This is a genomic window from Runella limosa DSM 17973, assembly GCF_000482465.1.
Lineage (GTDB): Bacteria > Bacteroidota > Bacteroidia > Cytophagales > Spirosomataceae > Runella > Runella limosa.
Window position 1 is genome coordinate 24851 of record NZ_KI519426.1, and the last position, 17718, is coordinate 42568.

A 17718-nucleotide genomic window follows, 5' to 3' on the forward strand; every position below is an offset into this window, starting at 1 on the left:
TTACACCAGTTCGGCGGTGGTTAGGGGAGTGGCGGGGATTTCGGCGGGGATTTTGTCGTAAAGCCTTGGCAACGAAACATTAGGCAAATGAGGCAAAACCAGTTCTGCAAAATGATTGGCTTCCTCAATCAGCGGAAAACCCGAAAATATGAAAGCTCGGAAACCCATGTCCATGTAGCGATTGAGCTTTGATACAATCTGTTCGGCACTTCCTACCAGTCCACTGCCACAGCCCGAAAACACCTTTCCAATGTGGGTCCAAAGTATTTCTTCGGTATAGCCATCATCATCGGCCGTTTTACGAAACTCGTCTTGGCGAATAACGCCCAACGAACGAGAGTCTTCGCCCCGAGCTCGGATTTCAGCGGCGCGTTTTTCATCAAATTTTGAAATCAGTTTTTTGGCATAGGCCCGTGCTTCTTCTTGCGTTTCGCGCGCTACTACGTGAATTCGGAGGCCAAAATCTATTTTTCGGCCGTATTTTGCCGCTCTTGCCGTCATGTCTTGCATGGTTGCATACATGGCTTCTTCCGACTCTGGCCACATCAAAAACACGTCACAATGTTTGGCACAGACCTCGCGCGAGCCGTCAGACGTACCGCCGAAATAAAGGAGCGGGCCGCCGTTTTGGTAGGGTTTCACGGGGTCGGCGGGCATATCAAAGTTGTAAATTTCGCCCTTAAATTGAATTCGGTCTTGTGTCCAAGCCTGTTTCAGAATTTCGATGACTTCGGTGCAACGTTGGTACCTGAAATCGGCGTTTTCGCGCGTACCTGGTAAGTCAGAATTAATGATGTTCAAAATGAGTCGTCCCTTCAATTGGTGGTCGAGGGAGGCCAACGCTCTCGCCAGCATCGGCGGGTGGATTTCGCCCGTCCTGATGGCGGCCAAAAAAGTAATTTCACTCGTTTCTTGGGCCAGCGCGGAGGTAATCGTCAGCACATCTTGCCCTACGGTATAGGCCGTTGGGTACAAAATATTGCTAAATCCCAAACGCTCGGCTTCGAGTGTGATGTCGCGGCAATGGTCAAAACTGCTTCTTCGAGCGCTGTCTAGCACGCCTAAATAGTCGGTATCGCCGCCAATGATGTCATTAAACCACGCGATTTCGGCGACTCTTTGGGTGGTTCGGATGTCGGCCGTTGTTATTTTTGAAAGTGTCATTACTTTTTCTTAAATACTGTTTTCCCTTCTTTGATGGTTTCTAAGACGACCACGTCTTTGATTTTTGACGGTTCGATGGTCAGAATGTCGTCCGAAAGCACTACTAAATCCGCTAGTTTTCCTTTTTCGAGAGAGCCTTTTAGGTTCTCCTCAAAGTATTCGTAGGCGCCATTGATGGTGATGGCACGCAGCCCTTCGAGGGGAGTCAGGCGCTCTTCGGGGCCAATGACTTTTCCCGAACGAGATTTACGTTCAACGGATGTCCACAACAAAAACAATTGATTGATGGGCGTCACGCCAAAGTCGGTGTGGTTGGTCGCAATGATTCCTTTGGTCTGGGCGGTTTTGAGAGGGCTTAAAAACTTTGCACGGTCGTAGCCTAAGTTTGTCTCGTGTACATCGCCCCAGAAAAAGGCGTGGTTGCTGAAAAGGGAAGGTAAAAAGCCAAGTTCTTTGTATTTGTCGAGTTGGTCGAGGCGGACAAACTGCGAGTGAATGACCACAGGACGGCGGCCAAGGCTCTTGGTTCCTAGTACTTTATTGGCGTTTTCTACGGCCGTGATGTACATGTCAATCGCCGCGTCGCCATTGCAGTGAACGTAGGGCTGAATATTGTTTTTAAAGCTCTTGATAATCGCCTCGTTGAATTGGTCTTGGGTAACCACAGGAAACCCCCGACACTCGGCATGGTCGCAGCCTGGGACTTTGGTCAAATAGGCTTTGCCAAAAAAGGCAGTCTTGCCTTGAGGTGACCCATCCGAGAAAAATTTAAACCCGTTGATTTTAAAGTGATTTTTTAGAACACCGTATTGATAATCAGGGTTGTTAATGACTTTATCTACAATGGGATACGAAGGCAATGCTTCAATGTCAATCACTAACTCACCACGTTTGGCGGCTTCGCGGAGCAACTCTAACGACTCAAAACTACTGCTGCCGTCTTGGGCCGTAGTGACGCCAAAACTCGCATAGTATTCTTGTTGTTCTTTGAGTTGGGCCAATCGCTCTTCTACGGTTCCCTTACTCGACCCACTCAAATTGACCCGCACCAATCCTTGGGCTTTTTCTTGCAGGAGACCTGTGGGTTCTTTTGAATTTTCTTTGCGCTCAATGACGCCCCCCGCAGGGTCGGGTGTTTCTGAAGTGACGCCACCTGCCTTCAAAGCGGCCGAGTTGGCAACCGACATGTGCCCCGATACGTGCGTTATAACGACGGGGTTGTTGGGAAAAGCAGCATCAAAATCCTCTTTACGTGGGTGTCGTTTTTCTTCCAATTGGTCCACATCGTAGCCAAATCCACTGATCCAGTCGCTATCTTTGAGTCCCTTCTGGGCTTTAAATTTCTGCAATTCGGCCACGATGTCGGCGATTTTACGGATGTTACCGACGGGTGGTGGGTTGAGATTGGCTAGGTTGGCGCGGCCAAAACTCATAAAGTGACTGTGCCCATCAATAAAACCTGGGGTGACGGTTTTTCCACCCAAATCTACGACTTGGGTGTTTTTACCTTTCAGCTTTTCAATGTCTTTGGTAGTGCCAACCGCTAAAATTTTGCCATCTTGGACGGCCACGGCTTGGGCAATGGAGTTTTGGCTATCGACCGTTATGATTTTACCGTTAATAAAAATCTTATCGGCAGGGGTTTTCTGAGCAAACACCGCCGTGCTTGCCCAGAAAAGTGAAATACTGAGAATGACTTTTTTCATCGAATGGTAAATTGAAATTTGGGAGTAGATTTTATCTTGGAGCTAATTTGTTGTAAGCCAGTTCGTTGCTTGGGATAGCCCATACGTAGTTGGCCGCTGTGGGCAATACTTCGGGTGCAACGCCTGCGTTTCCGATTTTTGCAGGCAATTTTTGGACTCTTCTCAACAAATCAGGCGTTCGGAAGCCTTCTCCCAGTAGTTCAATCCGACGTTCGTTAAGAATCGTTTCAATCAATTCTTCTTTAGACGAGATTCCTTTTGTGAACGTATAACTCGCATCCGAACGGTTCCGAACGGCTTTCAATAACGCCGTAGCCGTCGTCAAATCGCTCGTTTGGGCAGCCGCTTCGGCATAGTTGAGCAGTACTTCCGCGTAGCGAACGAGGGGCACATAATCCGAGAAAGGTGCTGAGTTTTTTGGGAATTTTCGTACTAGTTTTTGTCCCGTTGTGTTGGTAGTAATCAAGCCTTTACGTGCGTCGTTCGAGGTTGCCGAGGCAAATACTGGGTCGGCGACAATGCCCGTCGTGCTAAGGTAAATAACGGGCGTTAGGTAGTTGGCCGCCAGCGCACTTTGCAACCCTGGCGCTTCGGTCGGATTGATGTAAGGAATGGTTAAAAGCACTTCGTTGCCTACGTACGAACCTCCGAAAACGGTAGCGATGTTGGCCTCTAGTTTATGCGTCAATGTCCCCGAAACGTACTGATAAGGAGCGACGTCCGAAACGATTTTTTTTGCTTCGGTGACTACGGCAGCATAATCGCCTTTTACCAAGTTAACGCGGGTTTTCAGGGCAATTGCCGTTGCTTTGTGGGCACGTGAAGCGACCAAAAGCGGCGTTGAGTACGTCACGGGTAAATCGGCTTCCGCATCGTTTAAGTCTTTCAAAATTTGTGCATATACTTCGGCTACCGTACTGAAAGTGAAGTCATTGTTGCCACCCGACGTCTCGGCCTTTAAGCGAAGAGGCAATGCTGCCGCTGTACTGCTTTGGAGGTAAGGCTTGGCGTAGGTTTGTGCTAAACTAAAATAAGCAAACGCCCGTAAAAACTTGGCTTCCGCAACGTAATTCTTGCGTAAATCATCGGTTAGGACCGTGGATGTGCTCAGGTTTTCTATCAAAATATTGGCCGAATTAATGGTGGTATAGGCCGAACTCCAAACCGCATTTACGAAGTCGCCCGAAGACGTAATCGACTGGTTCCAGACGTTGGCACCCGTGGAGTTGTTGCCGTCGTTTTGGCTAAATTCGTCGCCTCGTTGTTCATTAAAGACCACATGGCGACCTCCAAAATAGGATTGACTGCCAAACAGTGAGTACAGGCCGTTGACTTGTGCCAAAATTTTGGCAGGCGTACTGTAGGCGGCGTCCGTCGAAATACTTGTGACAGGAACGGGGTTCAAGAGGTTTTCGCGGCAGCTAGACAACGAACCAATCAATACGGCCGAAACCAAAAGAGAGCGACGAAAATGTGGGGTATAGAAAGAATTCTTTTTCATTTTTTGAAATGTTAAATAATTAAAAACCAACGTTTAAGCCCAACGTGATGACCGAAGCATTGACGGGGACGTTTTGGTCTTTTCCAGAGTTGACGGAGTTCCCATTGATCGAAATTTCAGGGTCTGAGCCAGTGTATTTTGTGAAGGTCAAGATGTTAGAGGCTTGAACGTACGCTTTAATCGACGATACGTATTTTGAAAACGAGCCGTTTTGAAGCGGTACATTGTAGCCAAAGGCAATGTTTTTCAATTTCAAGAAAGAGCCGTCTTCCACAAAGGCGGAGTTGGTCGAAGAGAAACCACCGCTGAAGCTATCGCCCCATACGAGCTTAGGTACGTCGGTGACTTGGCCTGGGGTTGTCCAACGGTCTTTGATCCACGTACCATTGTTGAAATAACGTTGGTCAGAAAGCGTCCCTTTTGTTCCGTTGTAAATCTTATTTCCTCCCGAGAAAATGAGCCCAATCGTCAAATCGAAGTTGCCGTAGGTAAAGTTGTTGTTCAACCCTCCGTAATACGTAGGTAATGAAGGCCCCTGAATACGACCGTCTTTGTAGTTGTCAATGGCAGCCACCGCTGTTCCTTCGAGGGTCGTGAAGGTGCGCTTCAACGCGTCGTATTGTACTTGTTGGTCGTTGGCATTGAGGTAGATACGGTTTCCGTTGGCAGGATTGATACCAAGCGAAGGCACCGCAAAAATAGAACCTACTGAATAACCCACGCGAGTGATGTTTTGAATCCCAAACGTGCTGATGACCGTAGGATAAATATCTCCTCCTGTACCCAACGCCGTTACGCGATTTTTGAGGGTGGCAATGTTAAAATTAGCATTCCACTGAAACTTCTTCCCATTGATAATGCTACCGTTGATCGCAAACTCGAATCCTTCATTGTACAACGAACCCACATTGGCCGAAATTGAGTTGCCAGGAATCCCTTGAGAAAGCGATTGGGGGGCACTTAAAATGAGGTCGTCAATGGTATTTTTGTAGTAATCAGCTTCCAACGTAAAGCGATTGTTCAAAATGCCTACACTTATCCCAATATCGGTTTTCTTGCTCGATTCCCACCGTAAATTGGCGTTTCCTGCTTGCCCAAAGTACAAGGTAGGGACGCCCGCGTAGGTGCTTGAGCTGTACTGCGAAAGCGAGGCATAGTCGCTCAAACTGCTGTTTCCAACTACGCCGTAACTAGCTCTGATTTTGAGGGAGTTAACGTAGTTTTTCAATGATGAGTTTTGGTAAAAATTCTCTTCCGAAATGTTCCACCCAACCGAACCACCGCCAAAGTTACCCCATTTATTTCCCTCGGCTAAGGCCGATAAACCATCGCGGCGGAAGTTGAGGCTTACTAAGTACTTGCGGTTATAGTCGTAGTTGATGTTGCTAAAAAATGAAAGCAACCCGTTTTCTGACTGCACCGTGGATGAAGGCGTGATGTTGGTAAAACCTCCTTGGTACGAAGTAAAGAAGGGGTCGGCAAGTCCCGTGCGCGTTGCTCCCCAGCCATCTACTTTGCGGTAGATTTCCTCGTGGCCTAGTAATACTTTTAGGTTATGCACATCCGAGAAGGTAGTGTTGTAGGTGAGGGTGTTGGTCCAGTTGGAGCGAAAAAACGTCGTGGTAGAATTGGCGGCTGTTCCTTTGGTAGCGAAGCCGTCGCCGCTCTGAGGGTTACGAAATTCCTTGTTTTCAATGACCAAATTATTGATGCCGTAAACGGTCTTAAATTTGAGGTCTTTGAGAAGCTCTACTTCCGCAAAAATACTTCCTAACAGCGTGTTGTTCTCCGACGAGTTTTTGTCAAGATCTAAAATCGACTGCAAATTATAGGCATTAAATACCCCCAGGGCAGTACTGTTCGGCCCATAACCGATGTTGCCGTTTGAGGTATTGATATTGTACGAGCCATCGGCGTTGTAAACGGGCACGTTAGGTGGCAAAATGTAGGTCATACGTGCCAACGGCTGTAGGCCAATGTACTGAGTATTCACGCTGTTGCCCGACGAACTTGCAATGGAATTGGGGCCGATTCCGCCTGAGTTAGGGCCCGTATTTAGAGAATTGGTAAACGAAAAATTGGTACCAATCGTAATGCTTTTGTTCAGTTTATGGTCTAAGTTTACCCGCGCCGTTTTACGGTCAAACGCATTGGTTTTCAGGATACCATTTTGTTTGGAATAATTGACCGATACAAAATAACTGGTCGCGTCGTTGGCGCCTGATACGTTGAGGGTGTGGTTTTGCGAAACACCCGTTTGGTAGGCGACGTCGTACCAATTGGTTTCGACGGTGGAGCCGTCGGCGTTTTTGCCCAATACAAACCCAGGCGTTAAACCTGCATTGGTACGCGCTTCGTTTTTGATGGTTACGTAATCTTCCGCATTGAGTAATTTAGGTAAATTGAACGGCTTGCTCCAGCTTACCCACGTATCGTAGTTGACTTTTGTTTTGCCTTTTTTTCCTTTTTTGGTGGTAATGACCACGACACCATTGGCCGCACGCGAACCGTAAATAGCCGCCGACGAAGCATCTTTTAGTACATCAATCGATTCGATGTCGTTGGGGTTGATGTCGGCCAAAGGGTTGTTGCCGACCGATCCTCCCGCCGACCCCGTAAATACGGTCACCCCGTCAACGATAATCAACGGATACACCGATGAAGTGATGGAGTTGATACCGCGAATCCGAAAAACAGGAGTACTGTTTAACGCACCACTGGGCTGTACGATGTTGACGCCCGCTGCTTGCCCGCCTAATAACTGGTCGAGACTTTGGGCAGGGCGATTTTCTAATTGCGAAGCAGAGACTTTTACGGCCGAGCCCGTGAAGGCTTTTTTGCTTTCGCTGCCATACCCCGTCACCACGACTTCCGACAGTTGTTTGGCGTCTTCTTCGAGGTCAACCACGATGGGGCTAGATTCGACCGTCACTTCTTTGGTTTGGTAACCAATAAAACTAACTACGATCGTAAACGGAAACTTTTGCCCCGTTTGTAAATGAAAAGCCCCTTCTTGGTTGGAAGTGGCACCGTTGGTCGTGCCTTTGATTTGAATGGTAGCGCCGAGAACGGGCTCGTTGGTGCGGTGGTCAAAAATGCGCCCATTTAATTTGGCGTTGATGGTTGGCTCGCTGTTCTGGGCGTGGAGGGTGTACGTTCCCAAGAATGCCAACGCCAAGAGAAGTAGGGATACTGTTTTTCTCATTTTGTCAAATGTTTGGTGAGTTAAAAGCATTTTGTCAAATAAAATACTTAAACTATATTTTTTATATATAAATAAAAAACGATAAAAAATCATTTACCTTCTCAGGGCTTTTTTCCCAAGAAGTATCACGTTCGACTCGTTAAACAAGGATTAGTATATGCTTGAATATAGTCTCTGCACAAATAAACTCACATCATCACGCTCTCTATCCTACTTTCTTTATCTAGGAAGAAGAGACGTGCAAATGTGAGCCTATTTGAAATAAAAACCAAAAAATAAATATAATTTTTTTTAGTAAAAATACCCATTTCTCTATCTGTTTATAGTACTAAAAATAGTGCATGTAGTGAGTAGAGATATGGGAAGTGTCGGCAATTGTTACTTTACTTCAGCCCATTTATTTACCCTTTTTCAATGTGAAGCGAGGTCATGGAAAGGCTGCCCGAAAGAATATCATCGTTGAAAAAGCATACATTTTCGTCCTTCTCCTGTAACCCCAATACGTAGAGCAACGGAAAGAAGTGATCGGGGGTAGGAATGGCGTTGTTGGCATACTCACCCAAGGATTGGTATTTCAACAACGGGGTATGATTTTTATCGGCTATCAACTTGTTGAATTTTTCCTTTGCCTCAATGGCCCAGTCAAACGGCTTGGCGTTGTTGGAGGTAGTGTAGAGATTGTGAATGATATTGCCGCTTCCTAAAATCAAGACGCCTTTTCGGCGTAACGAAGCCAACTGTTTTCCAAGTTGATAATGGTATTCCGCAGGTTTTGAATAGTCAATACTTAGCTGAATAACAGGGATGTTAGCTTCGGGGTATAGTCTTCGGATGACCGTCCAAGCCCCGTGATCTAGTCCCCAGTCGTGGCTGAATTCAATCTGAGTGTTCTTGATCAACTCTTGCGTTTGTTTTGCTAATTGAGGATTTCCTTTGACATTATACCTCACATCAAATAGTTCTTTGGGGAAGTTACTAAACGAATGAATGGTGCGTTGTTCTTCGAGTGCCGTTACGTAAGTGCCTTTGGTGAGCCAGTGGGCCGAAACGCACAGAATCGCTTTGGGAGGTTCTAACGTTTGGCCTAGTTTTTTCCACGCTTCACTGTAAACGTTGTCGGTAATTCCATTCATCGGACTTCCGTGGCCAATAAACAACAAAGGAGTTCGGTCGGAAGCGGCGGCATTGTCGTTGAAGTGCTTCATTACCGTTGCATTGGCGGCATAGCCTGCCAAAGGTAAAAGCGATAAAGTTTGGAGAAAGTCTTTTCTGTTCATCACTAAGTTGGTTTTATTTGGATACCGCCCAAGGGCTATTTTTTGAATTTCTTTCGATTTTGTCCAGCAAAAAGTAGAAGTTTCTACCCCATAATTTTCGGATGTCCGACTCCGAATAACCTCTTTTTAGTAGCTCACGTGTGATATTTTCTGCTTCCCCTACGTTGGCATAGCCCGTTACGCCACCTCCGTGATTAAAATCAGAACTGAGGCCAACGTGATCAATACCGATGCGTTTTACGGCATAATCGACCGAATCCAAGTAATCGTCGAGGTTAGCAAACTGCCAACCTTTTCGGGAGAATTTCAGGTAAGCTTCTTGGAACTTAGCGTAATCGGCTTTGCTCAGTTTGTCGGCGGGGTTTCCGTCACTCGGTTTTAGTCCAAAAGGAGCATAGACTTGCTTGGCGTATTCTTCCTGATGCGTAGGGTTGTTGGCCATGTAGCTCGAATAGGCCACAATGTGTACCACGCCCCCTTTGTCGGCGATGGCTTTTAGCTCTTCATCACTCAAGTTGCGGTTAGTGTTCACTTTTCCTTTTACGCCTGAATTGGAGGCGATTACGGGGTGTTTGCTTGCTTCAATGATTTGTAGTGTGGCCTTGCGGGAAGCCTGCGAAACGTCGATGACAACGCCCAGCTCATTTAGTTTTTTAACGGCTTTGTAGCCTAGCGGTGTTAAGCCTGCCTCTTCGGTATCGCCGTAAGCTGCTACGGGGCGCGACGAGCCCGAGAAGGCATTATTGCCGACGTGGTTGAAAGAAAAAATCCGTACGCCTTCGGCATAAAGCTGGTCGATAACACTCAGCTCTTTGAACCAAAAAGCATTCTGAAATCCCAAAATAATGCCGTGTTTTTTGCTAAATCCCAGCCGCTCGTAGTCGGGAGAGTTATGGACAAATTCTAGTTTTTCGGGGTTTTCTTTTACCCATTGTTTAATGGCCTTTAGTTTTTGGAAAACAATCTTTTGGGCTTCCTCAAAATTGGCTTTGGAGGGAGCCGACGTCCGTGCCGAAACCGTCAGATTAACAATGTTCAACTTGCCTCTTTCGAGTTTAGGCAAGTCGATTTGGTCTTCTGTTTCGAGGTTGGGATTGTTGGTTGGACTATTGAAGTCGTCTCGAACATCGGCATGAGCATCAAAGGTGATGATTACCTCATGCAGTGTTTTATAGCCGAGCTCTGAGGGGTTGGTTCCTAAATGGTTTGTTTGCATAATAAAAATGTTTATATATAGTTTATATAGGATAAGTTGAAATGCGCAAAAACGTTTGTAAATGAGTTAGTACATTGTTAATTAACTAGTTTCAATTTTTACCCGCAGAAGCCCGCAGAACAAAATAAACGCAGATTTTCGCAGAAAAGGGCTTTATATTGTCATTAATCAGCGTCATCTGCGACTTTCAATCAGCGTCAATCTGTGGGTAAAACTTAAAAAACTTAGCTAAAAGTGTATTAGCTTTTTCGCGAAAATACCGTTGGATTGATTGAAATCATCAAATAACTCCAGATGGGGGTGGAGGTGGTGTTTTGTATCTTTTTCAACAGTAACATACTGGACGTTGGGTCATAGATCGAGAGCCCGTAGTTGAGGTCAACGTAAGCGGTAGGTTTATAATTAAAAGAGAAATCAGCTTCGTATCCGAGGTATTTTTTTGCCTGGTTGGCCAAAGGATATTGGCTGTAAAACAAGTGGCTGTCGAGGCGTAGCTGAAATTTTTTGTTGAGGCGATAAAACAAAAAAAGATAGGGGTTAAACAAACCTTTGTTGGCGACATCGGCGGGAAACTTTGCGTAAAAGTTCATGTTACCCATAAATTTCCACGCGACACCGTAGGCAATTTCGTACGAATTAGAATAACCATTTTTAACATCGGCGGGATTACCGCTCAGAAGTTCTGCGCCTACCCTAAACGTAAATTTTTTAAGGGTAGCGCTGACCTCGGGTTGAATGTAATAGGCCCTTACGCGCTGGTTTTGTTGGTTTCGTCCGTATTGGTAAAAGGCACTGAGCGTAGTATAAACCCCTTTGAGCGTATATTCCAGTCGGCCACCCGAGGCGTAGCGTTTGGCATTAAAATAGGTTTTGTCAAAGAGCTCTGCCGAATTGATGAGGGTGTAAGTGAGTTGCTGGTAAGTACCTTTGAGTTGATGCACCAACAAATACTGGTACTTGTGAGAAGCAACGGGCGAATAACTGGACTCGAATCGGTGGCCGTAATCTCGCGTAAAAAAGGTAGCAAAATCGGTTCTGAAAGCACGAGTAACGTACTGAAAACGAATGCCTTCATGCGAACGATTTTGCTGCGACCAAGGAGCGGCCGAAAACATTCGCCCGTTGTCTAACTGAAAGTTTTGACGACCGATAATGGCCGAAAAATGCTTCCCAACCTTTGGTTCAATGTACAATTCGTTAAAATTGACACTGCCTACCTGTGAGCCAATGCCATTTTTCAAGAACAAATGGATTTCCTGAAAGGAGATTCTGAGGTTGAGGTTTTTTCGTACGTTGCTTATGTTTAGCCTGTTGCGCTGGCTGATGAATGTCGTTGGGTCATAGTTTTCCTCCGAAGAAAGTCGATAGTTTTCTTTAAATTCCAAACGGGGACGTATCTCTACGTTGACCGAAAGATCGTTTTTTACCGAATCTTGGGCGGGAGATTGAATCATCAGTAAGGCAGAAACAAAGGCTAGGAAAGGCATTTTGGGGAGTTAAAAATTGGGGCAAATTTGGATTTACTTCTCAGGTTTATGCAGTACGGAGCCATCAGGCTTAATTTGCCACGAGGCAATGGGGTTGAAATGATAGCCTCCGTCGGCTCCTCGGGCGGCAATGAGCTGCTGGTACGTAGGCTGAACATACCCCGTTTCGTCCGTCACGCGACTCATGATTTCGGTGGCGTCGCCTTTCCATTCCCATAAATATCGAAACTGAACGTGAGCTTTGTCCAAAATGGGTTCTTGCAGTCGGGCGAGCTGCCAAGTTTTACCAGCATTGGTACTCACTTCTACTTGGACTACTTTGCCGCGTCCGCTCCACGCCAATCCTCTGATTTCGACCCAGCCTCGCTCAATGTGCTGAGGGTAAGAAGGATAGGTGATGATGGAACGAGCGTCGATGTCAAAGCTAAATTGTCGAACTTTGCCGTTGACACTTTCGGTATATTTAGAGGTTTCTTCACGGGTCATGAACGGGGCGTCTGACAGTTCGAGGCGACGTAACCACTTTACGCTGGTGTTGCCTTCCCAACCAGGCAAAAACAGCCGAACGGGGTACCCTTGCTCGGGGCGAAGGGCTTCGCCGTTTTGGGCGTAAGCAATAATGGCATCGTCCCACCCTTTTTTGATGGGAATGCTGCGGGTCATTACGGCAGCATCACCTCCCTCGGCCAGAAACCACGAGGCGTTGGGTTTTACCCCAACTTCCCGAAACAAGGTCGAAAGTTTTACTCCTGTCCACTCACTTTGGCTGGTGAGCCCGCAAATTTCTTGGGGAGTCAGGGTTTCTTTGCCCGTGCGGTAGTTGCCCGAACATTCCAAAAAAGCAATGCGGGATACCGATGGAAAGCGTTTTAGGTCCGAAATTTTAAACACCAACGGTTTTTCTACCAGCCCGTGAATCAGTAATTCGTGTTTATGGGGGGCAATGGCAGGTACGCCCGCGTGGTGCCGCTCAAAGTGCAGATCGGAAGGGGTAATCATTCCGTAAAAATCCTGCAAAGGAGAGCGAGAAGATATATCGGAAGGTTTTTTGACCACCTTCTCAAACGATGAACGCGTGCCTACTTCGCCCGCCAAGGTGCCTACTACTTTGGTGGGGTCGTCGGGTACATCGCTTACTGTAATGGCTTGTTGGATGTTTTTGCCTTGGGCGGTTTGAACGATGGCAACGGCGGCAGTCGCTGCCCCGCCTAATAATTTTCGTCGGCTAAATTTGGGGGCAATTTGCCCGATTTCAATGAGTTTATTTTTCATCGTTATTTGATTTCGGGGCCACCTTTGCGGTCGTCTGGAATGAATGATTTTTGGGCAGGCATGACTACTTTAGGCAGACTTGTGGCGTCGATGACCGTCGTCTCGTCGATAATTTTGTTGGCATGAAGCAAATACGCCGTTAAGTGATAGACTTCTTCGTTGGTGAGCGAACCAGGAGCGTTGAAAGGCATGGCGCGGCGCACGTAGTCAAAAATGGTGGTAGCATACGGCCAATAATTGCCAATGGTTCGCTCGGAGCGTTTGCCAGCGGCGGGCACCGACGTGACCAACGAACCGTTTGGGCCTCCCACGCCGCCTACGCCGTGGCAAGGGGTGCATTTTGCTTCAAAGATGGATTTGCCTTTGGTAGAAATTCCCGAACCCGTTGGCAGGCCCTTCCCGTCAGGGCGAACGTCGATGTCTAGTTTTTTGATTTCATCGGGAGTCGCGGCTCTACCTAAGCCGAACGAACGCGGAAAATGAGCGGTATCCGACGGCATATTTTGGGGGGAAAGTTGGGTGGGGGTATCAGCGCGAAAAACTCCCAAAGTTGGAATCAACAATGGGAGTAATACAACGGTCAAGAGTACCCTGCTTAGAGTGTGGGGCATTTTTTTAGTGTTTAGTGATCTCCGTGGTACTTTTCGCCCGCTTTGATGGCTACCTGTAGCCGATTTTCTTTGGTGGGCAACGGGCAAGTAGCGTAGGGGGTAAAAGCACAAGGAGGATTATAAGCTTTGTTAAAATCAATGTACGTATATCCTTCAGCGTCGGGAGCAGGCGCGTCCAAGAAACGTCCGCCACCGTAAGTATCGTGTTTGTTGGTCAAATCTCCAAACACAAAGTGAGGACGTTCTTTCGACCCTACTGACTCAAGGCTATATTCTTTGCCATCAATCGTGAAAACAAATTTGCCAGGGGAAGCTTGCTCGTACGCCCGTCCAGTGATGTCTAAAATGGTAAGTTTTTTACCTTCCGTCGGAATAAATTTCGCTTTTACTTTCCAATCTGTCGTAATAGGAAAGGTTTCGATGCCTTTGAATTCTTTGACGTACGTTCCTTCCAAATCGCGCAAACGAATGGCAAATTTATCGCCTCGTTGGATGATAAACCAGCGTAACGTTTTGTGTTTCAGTACTGTAGGTTTGCCTTGGTAAGGAAATAAGTCGGCGGATGAAACGGCTTGCTCGCCCAACTGTACGGCAACTTGCGGGGCGGCCTCGAACGTAACTTTTCCATTTTTCAGAATCACTTTACCCAAAAACGCATCGCTGTGGTCTGAGGGGAAAACGATGCTATTTTTTTCGTTTCCGCCAATGGTATTTTCGCCCTCTTTTAGCCAAAAAAGACCCGCTAAATTGAGCCAACCTTCTTCAGCTTTTAGGCTTTCGATGCGTTTTTGGTGCCACGATTTAATCTCGGCTTCGTGGGGGGTATCACTACGGAAAGCCAACAGGCTTACTCCCAACAGGAGGGCGCCTACAAACGTCACGGGTGTTTTCATCTTTTTGTTTTTGTTTAAATGAATGTATTGATTTTCAGTAACTTGGTTGCTAGAGTGGAAACAGCCCTTTGGCCCCCTGTGGGGTTACAGACTGCAAAAGTTTGGCATATTCATTGGCCTTGGTTTGGTCTCCTTTTTGCTTAAATACTTTGTACAAACCCCAGTAGCCGTTGGCCGAATTGGGATGTTGTTGTAACAGTTCTTCGTAGGCTTCCACGGCTTTCGAGTATTGTTTGGCTTTGAGGTGGGCCTCGGCCAAACTGATCAGCACTGGGCGGGCATACGAAGGCGGTTCGCTGTAGCCCAACTCATCTTCTTTTTGTTTGGCTTTTTTGAGCAATGCGATGGCTTCGACGTAGTTATTTTCGGCACTTTGGATAACGCCTTGCAATTCCAAGGAAGCTACGTTTAGGTCGTTGACCCGCCGTGTATTGATGATGTCTTTGGCATCAGATTGGTTGGCATTGCGCCAAAGCAAGGCATCAAGGGCATTTTGGTGGTTTTTCGCCGTTGCAATGTCCCCTTTTTTTACGGCATCCATCCCCGTTGCAAAATGAAACAACGCTTGTTTGTAGGCAATGGCTTTGGGCGTAAACAAACTGTCTTTATCCAGCTGAATTGCCGCTAGTTTTTGGGCGGCACGGTCATAAAATCCAAAACAAATTTCCATTTTGGCGGGCGCAATGACGCCTTGGTAGAAAAAACGACCTTCGTACTTGCGTTTCCGCTCTTTGGTCGCGGGCATATTTTTGAGTTTTTCGGCGTAATAAAGGGCCGTATTGTAGCGCCCGTCTTCGGCGCAGCTTGACAGTAAATAATTGATGTTGTGGATGTAATTCCAGTTGTCAACCTCAGGGATAGTTTGTTGCTTCATGTAAGCCGAATCGACTTTGACCGCCGCCACAAACGACTCAAACGCTTTTCGATAATCGCCTACTTTGTAATAAACATGACCTGGCATGTGAACCATGTGCCCCGAGTTGGGAGCTAGTTTAGGAAGTTTGGCGGCACTTTCTAGCGCTTCGGCAGGACAACAGTTTTCTTTGAGGTGAATCCAATAATGGTGCGCTGCGGCATTTTCTGGGTGCGAACGGAGGAGGTCTTTGAGTAAATATTCAGCGTAAATTTGTCCATCGCGCGGATTCAATTTTGCGTCGTAGCCACCCATCTTGCTTAGGGCCAAAAAGAGTTTTGCGTCCACATCTTGCGGATGCTTGTGGACAATCAATTCAAGTTTTTTCTGGTAGCCTGCTTTTCCTCCCTCTGCCTCCGAATCACGGGCTAAAATGGCGTCGGCGTAGAGTTTTTCGCGCTCGGTAGCTTTCTCTTTCAGCGCTTTGAGTTTACGAATCGCCAGTTTTTGGTCATTTTTAAAATCATCTCCTTCAATGGCTCCAATGGCGCTGTATAATCCATAATAAGGCATGATCGCCGTTGAGTCGTACCGAATCGCTTCTTTGAAAGCTCGGTACGCTTCGAAATCCCAAAAACAATGCAAGAGCTCAATCCCTTGGTTGAAAAAGAATTGGGTTTCGTTGGAGGCCGTCGTAATCGGAAAGTTGGTTGTCCCAATCCCGTTTAATTTTTGAGGAGCGGGCAAATGGTGAACGAATACGGTTTCTTTACGGTGTTCTTGAATGTGATTTAAGTGGTCGTGGCTGGCGCCGTCGTGAGCTTCGTGGGTAGGCTGGGTGTGGGTGCTGTGCTCGCCCGACTCCCCTGCACGCGTGCGCTGTGCGTGGGTGTTGGCACTAATCACAAGAAAGCCTAACGCAATGATAGGGCGGATAAATGACATAATTTGAGAGGATAAACAGTGGTACAACTCAGTGTACCACTGTAACTAATACATGGTTATGATATCAATCCAACAAAAGCTTGTTTGTCACAATCTCCACGTTAGGGAGTGGAAATGTGTAATTGGCATCGGTAGGTTTTACTTCGGGGGCGCTCAAGGCACTGCTCGACTTGGCAGGGAGAGGCAGCAAGTTGCGTAGTAAATCATTTGAACGGAAGCCTTCGCCCAACAGCTCGATGCGGCGTTCTTTTAAAATGGTGTTGACCAAAGCCGTTTGCGTACCAATCGCGCTCTGAGGGAATACATAGCTGGCGTCCGAGCGGTTACGCACGGCTTTCAAAAGCTCAACGGCTTTGGTCAAATCGCCCGTGCGAGCGGCGGCTTCGGCGTAGTTAAGCAACACTTCTGAATAGCGAATAATCGGCATATAATCCAAGAAAGGTGAAGGCTTGTTGTATTTGGTAAGAAACTGAAGCCCCGACGCCGTCCGCGCAAACGTGCGACGAAGGTCGGCAGTGCGCCACTCGGTTTCTCCCCAAATTCCGTTGGGATTGAGGTTGTATTCCGAATTGGCGTTAAAGACGTACGGGAACGACGACTGTCCACCAACGTTGTCCAAATCCGTCATCGGCACCGACAGGATAGATTCGGTCGAGGTATAGTTGGTAGTAAAAATCTCGACGATGTTTTGAAGCTTATGATTAACGCCCGAAGCTGCCGCGTAAGGAGCCGTTTCAGAAACAATTTTCTTGGCTTCTTCAATCACTTTGGCGTAGTTGCCGCTGTTGAGATACACCCGCGTTTTGAGCGCGATGGCCGTGTTGCGGTGCGCGCGAGTTGTATTGAGGAGGGCTGTGGCGTGGTTCAAGGGCAAATCGGCTTCGGCTTCGTTCAAATCCTTGATAATCTGAGCATAAACTTCGGCAACGGTGCTACGTTTGAGGTCGTTGTTGTCCGTTGAAGTTTCGGCTTGCAAACGCAGCGGTAACCCCTTTGAAGCGCCTTTGTCTTCGTTGAACGGACGGGCGTAGAGCGCTACCAGTGAAAAATAACTCAGTGCACGCGTAAATTTAGCTTCGGCAACGTACTGTTTGGTTAGGGTAGCACTTACTTTCGTGGGGTTATCATTCAACCCTTTGATTAAAATATTGGCATTGTTAATGGCCGTATAAGCTGCCGACCAAAACCCAGCTACGAAGTTTGAACCCGCATTGAGGGTCTGATTCCACGCTTCATACGCAGTAAAGGTATTGCTGGTGCGGTTGATAAATTCCTCGCCGCGTGCCTCGGTGTAAGTGTAGTAGTTGCCACCGTAAAAATTGGCGTTTTTGATGGACTTGTAAATCCCGTTGACTAGTCCCAAGATACGGTCAGGGGTATCAAACGCATTGGCTCCACTGATGGCCGTTTCGGGTTGGGGATTGAGCAATTCTTGGTCGTTACACGAGGCCGTTGACAAGACCAATCCTACGCACAATGCGCCAATGATGCCTCTTTTTCCGATGTATTTCTGACTTTTTTTCATTTTTATTTCCAATTGAAGTTGTATAACTATTTGATATGTAAAGTTTTATGGGTAATCAAATAG

The 17718-nt window shown here is 47.0% G+C and carries 12 protein-coding genes; all 12 read right to left on the minus strand.

Translation table 11 applies throughout. The features are described from left to right. Complete coding sequence (locus K339_RS0124790) at positions 1-1164, minus strand: LLM class flavin-dependent oxidoreductase (RefSeq protein WP_028526021.1); 1164 nt, start codon at positions 1162-1164, stop codon at positions 1-3. Then, a complete protein-coding gene (locus K339_RS0124795) occupies positions 1164-2870 on the minus strand; it encodes an amidohydrolase (RefSeq protein WP_051398231.1) in 1707 nt (568 codons plus the stop codon). The genes K339_RS0124790 and K339_RS0124795 overlap by 1 nt, the downstream gene beginning before the upstream one ends. 31 nt (positions 2871-2901) lie before the next feature. After that, positions 2902-4371 carry a RagB/SusD family nutrient uptake outer membrane protein gene (locus K339_RS0124800; protein ID WP_037301869.1) on the minus strand — a complete coding sequence of 490 codons (1470 nt, stop codon included), beginning with the start codon at positions 4369-4371 and terminating at the stop codon, positions 2902-2904. Positions 4372-4390: 19 nt separating this feature from the next. Beyond that, positions 4391-7576 (minus strand): SusC/RagA family TonB-linked outer membrane protein, encoded by a 3186-nt coding sequence (locus K339_RS0124805; RefSeq protein ID WP_028526024.1) that lies wholly within the window; start codon positions 7574-7576, stop codon positions 4391-4393. A gap of 401 nt (positions 7577-7977) precedes the next feature. Continuing rightward, positions 7978-8853 (minus strand): 4,5-DOPA-extradiol-dioxygenase, encoded by an 876-nt coding sequence (gene ygiD / locus K339_RS0124810; protein WP_028526025.1) that lies wholly within the window; start codon positions 8851-8853, stop codon positions 7978-7980. 13 nt (positions 8854-8866) lie between these two features. After that, on the minus strand, positions 8867-10069 hold the full coding sequence (locus K339_RS34700; protein ID WP_051398233.1) for a dipeptidase: 1203 nt from the start codon (positions 10067-10069) through the stop codon (positions 8867-8869). 239 nt (positions 10070-10308) lie between these two features. After that, positions 10309-11556 carry an alginate export family protein gene (locus tag K339_RS34705; RefSeq protein WP_229598811.1) on the minus strand — a complete coding sequence of 416 codons (1248 nt, stop codon included), beginning with the start codon at positions 11554-11556 and terminating at the stop codon, positions 10309-10311. A 33-nt stretch (positions 11557-11589) separates the two neighbouring features. Next, on the minus strand, positions 11590-12828 hold the full coding sequence (gene soxC, locus K339_RS0124825; RefSeq protein WP_028526026.1) for a sulfite dehydrogenase: 1239 nt from the start codon (positions 12826-12828) through the stop codon (positions 11590-11592). A 2-nt stretch (positions 12829-12830) separates the two neighbouring features. Further along, positions 12831-13439, minus strand: coding sequence for a c-type cytochrome (locus K339_RS0124830; RefSeq protein WP_028526027.1), 609 nt, complete (start codon positions 13437-13439; stop codon positions 12831-12833). Between the two features lie 11 nt (positions 13440-13450). Then, on the minus strand, positions 13451-14332 hold the full coding sequence (locus K339_RS0124835; RefSeq protein WP_028526028.1) for a DUF1684 domain-containing protein: 882 nt from the start codon (positions 14330-14332) through the stop codon (positions 13451-13453). A 49-nt stretch (positions 14333-14381) separates the two neighbouring features. Next, entirely contained in the window at positions 14382-16130 is a 1749-nt protein-coding gene (locus K339_RS0124840; protein WP_028526029.1) for a tetratricopeptide repeat protein, read from the minus strand. Between the two features lie 64 nt (positions 16131-16194). Then, complete coding sequence (locus K339_RS0124845; protein ID WP_028526030.1) at positions 16195-17655, minus strand: RagB/SusD family nutrient uptake outer membrane protein; 1461 nt, start codon at positions 17653-17655, stop codon at positions 16195-16197. Positions 17656-17718: the final 63 nt, after the last annotated feature.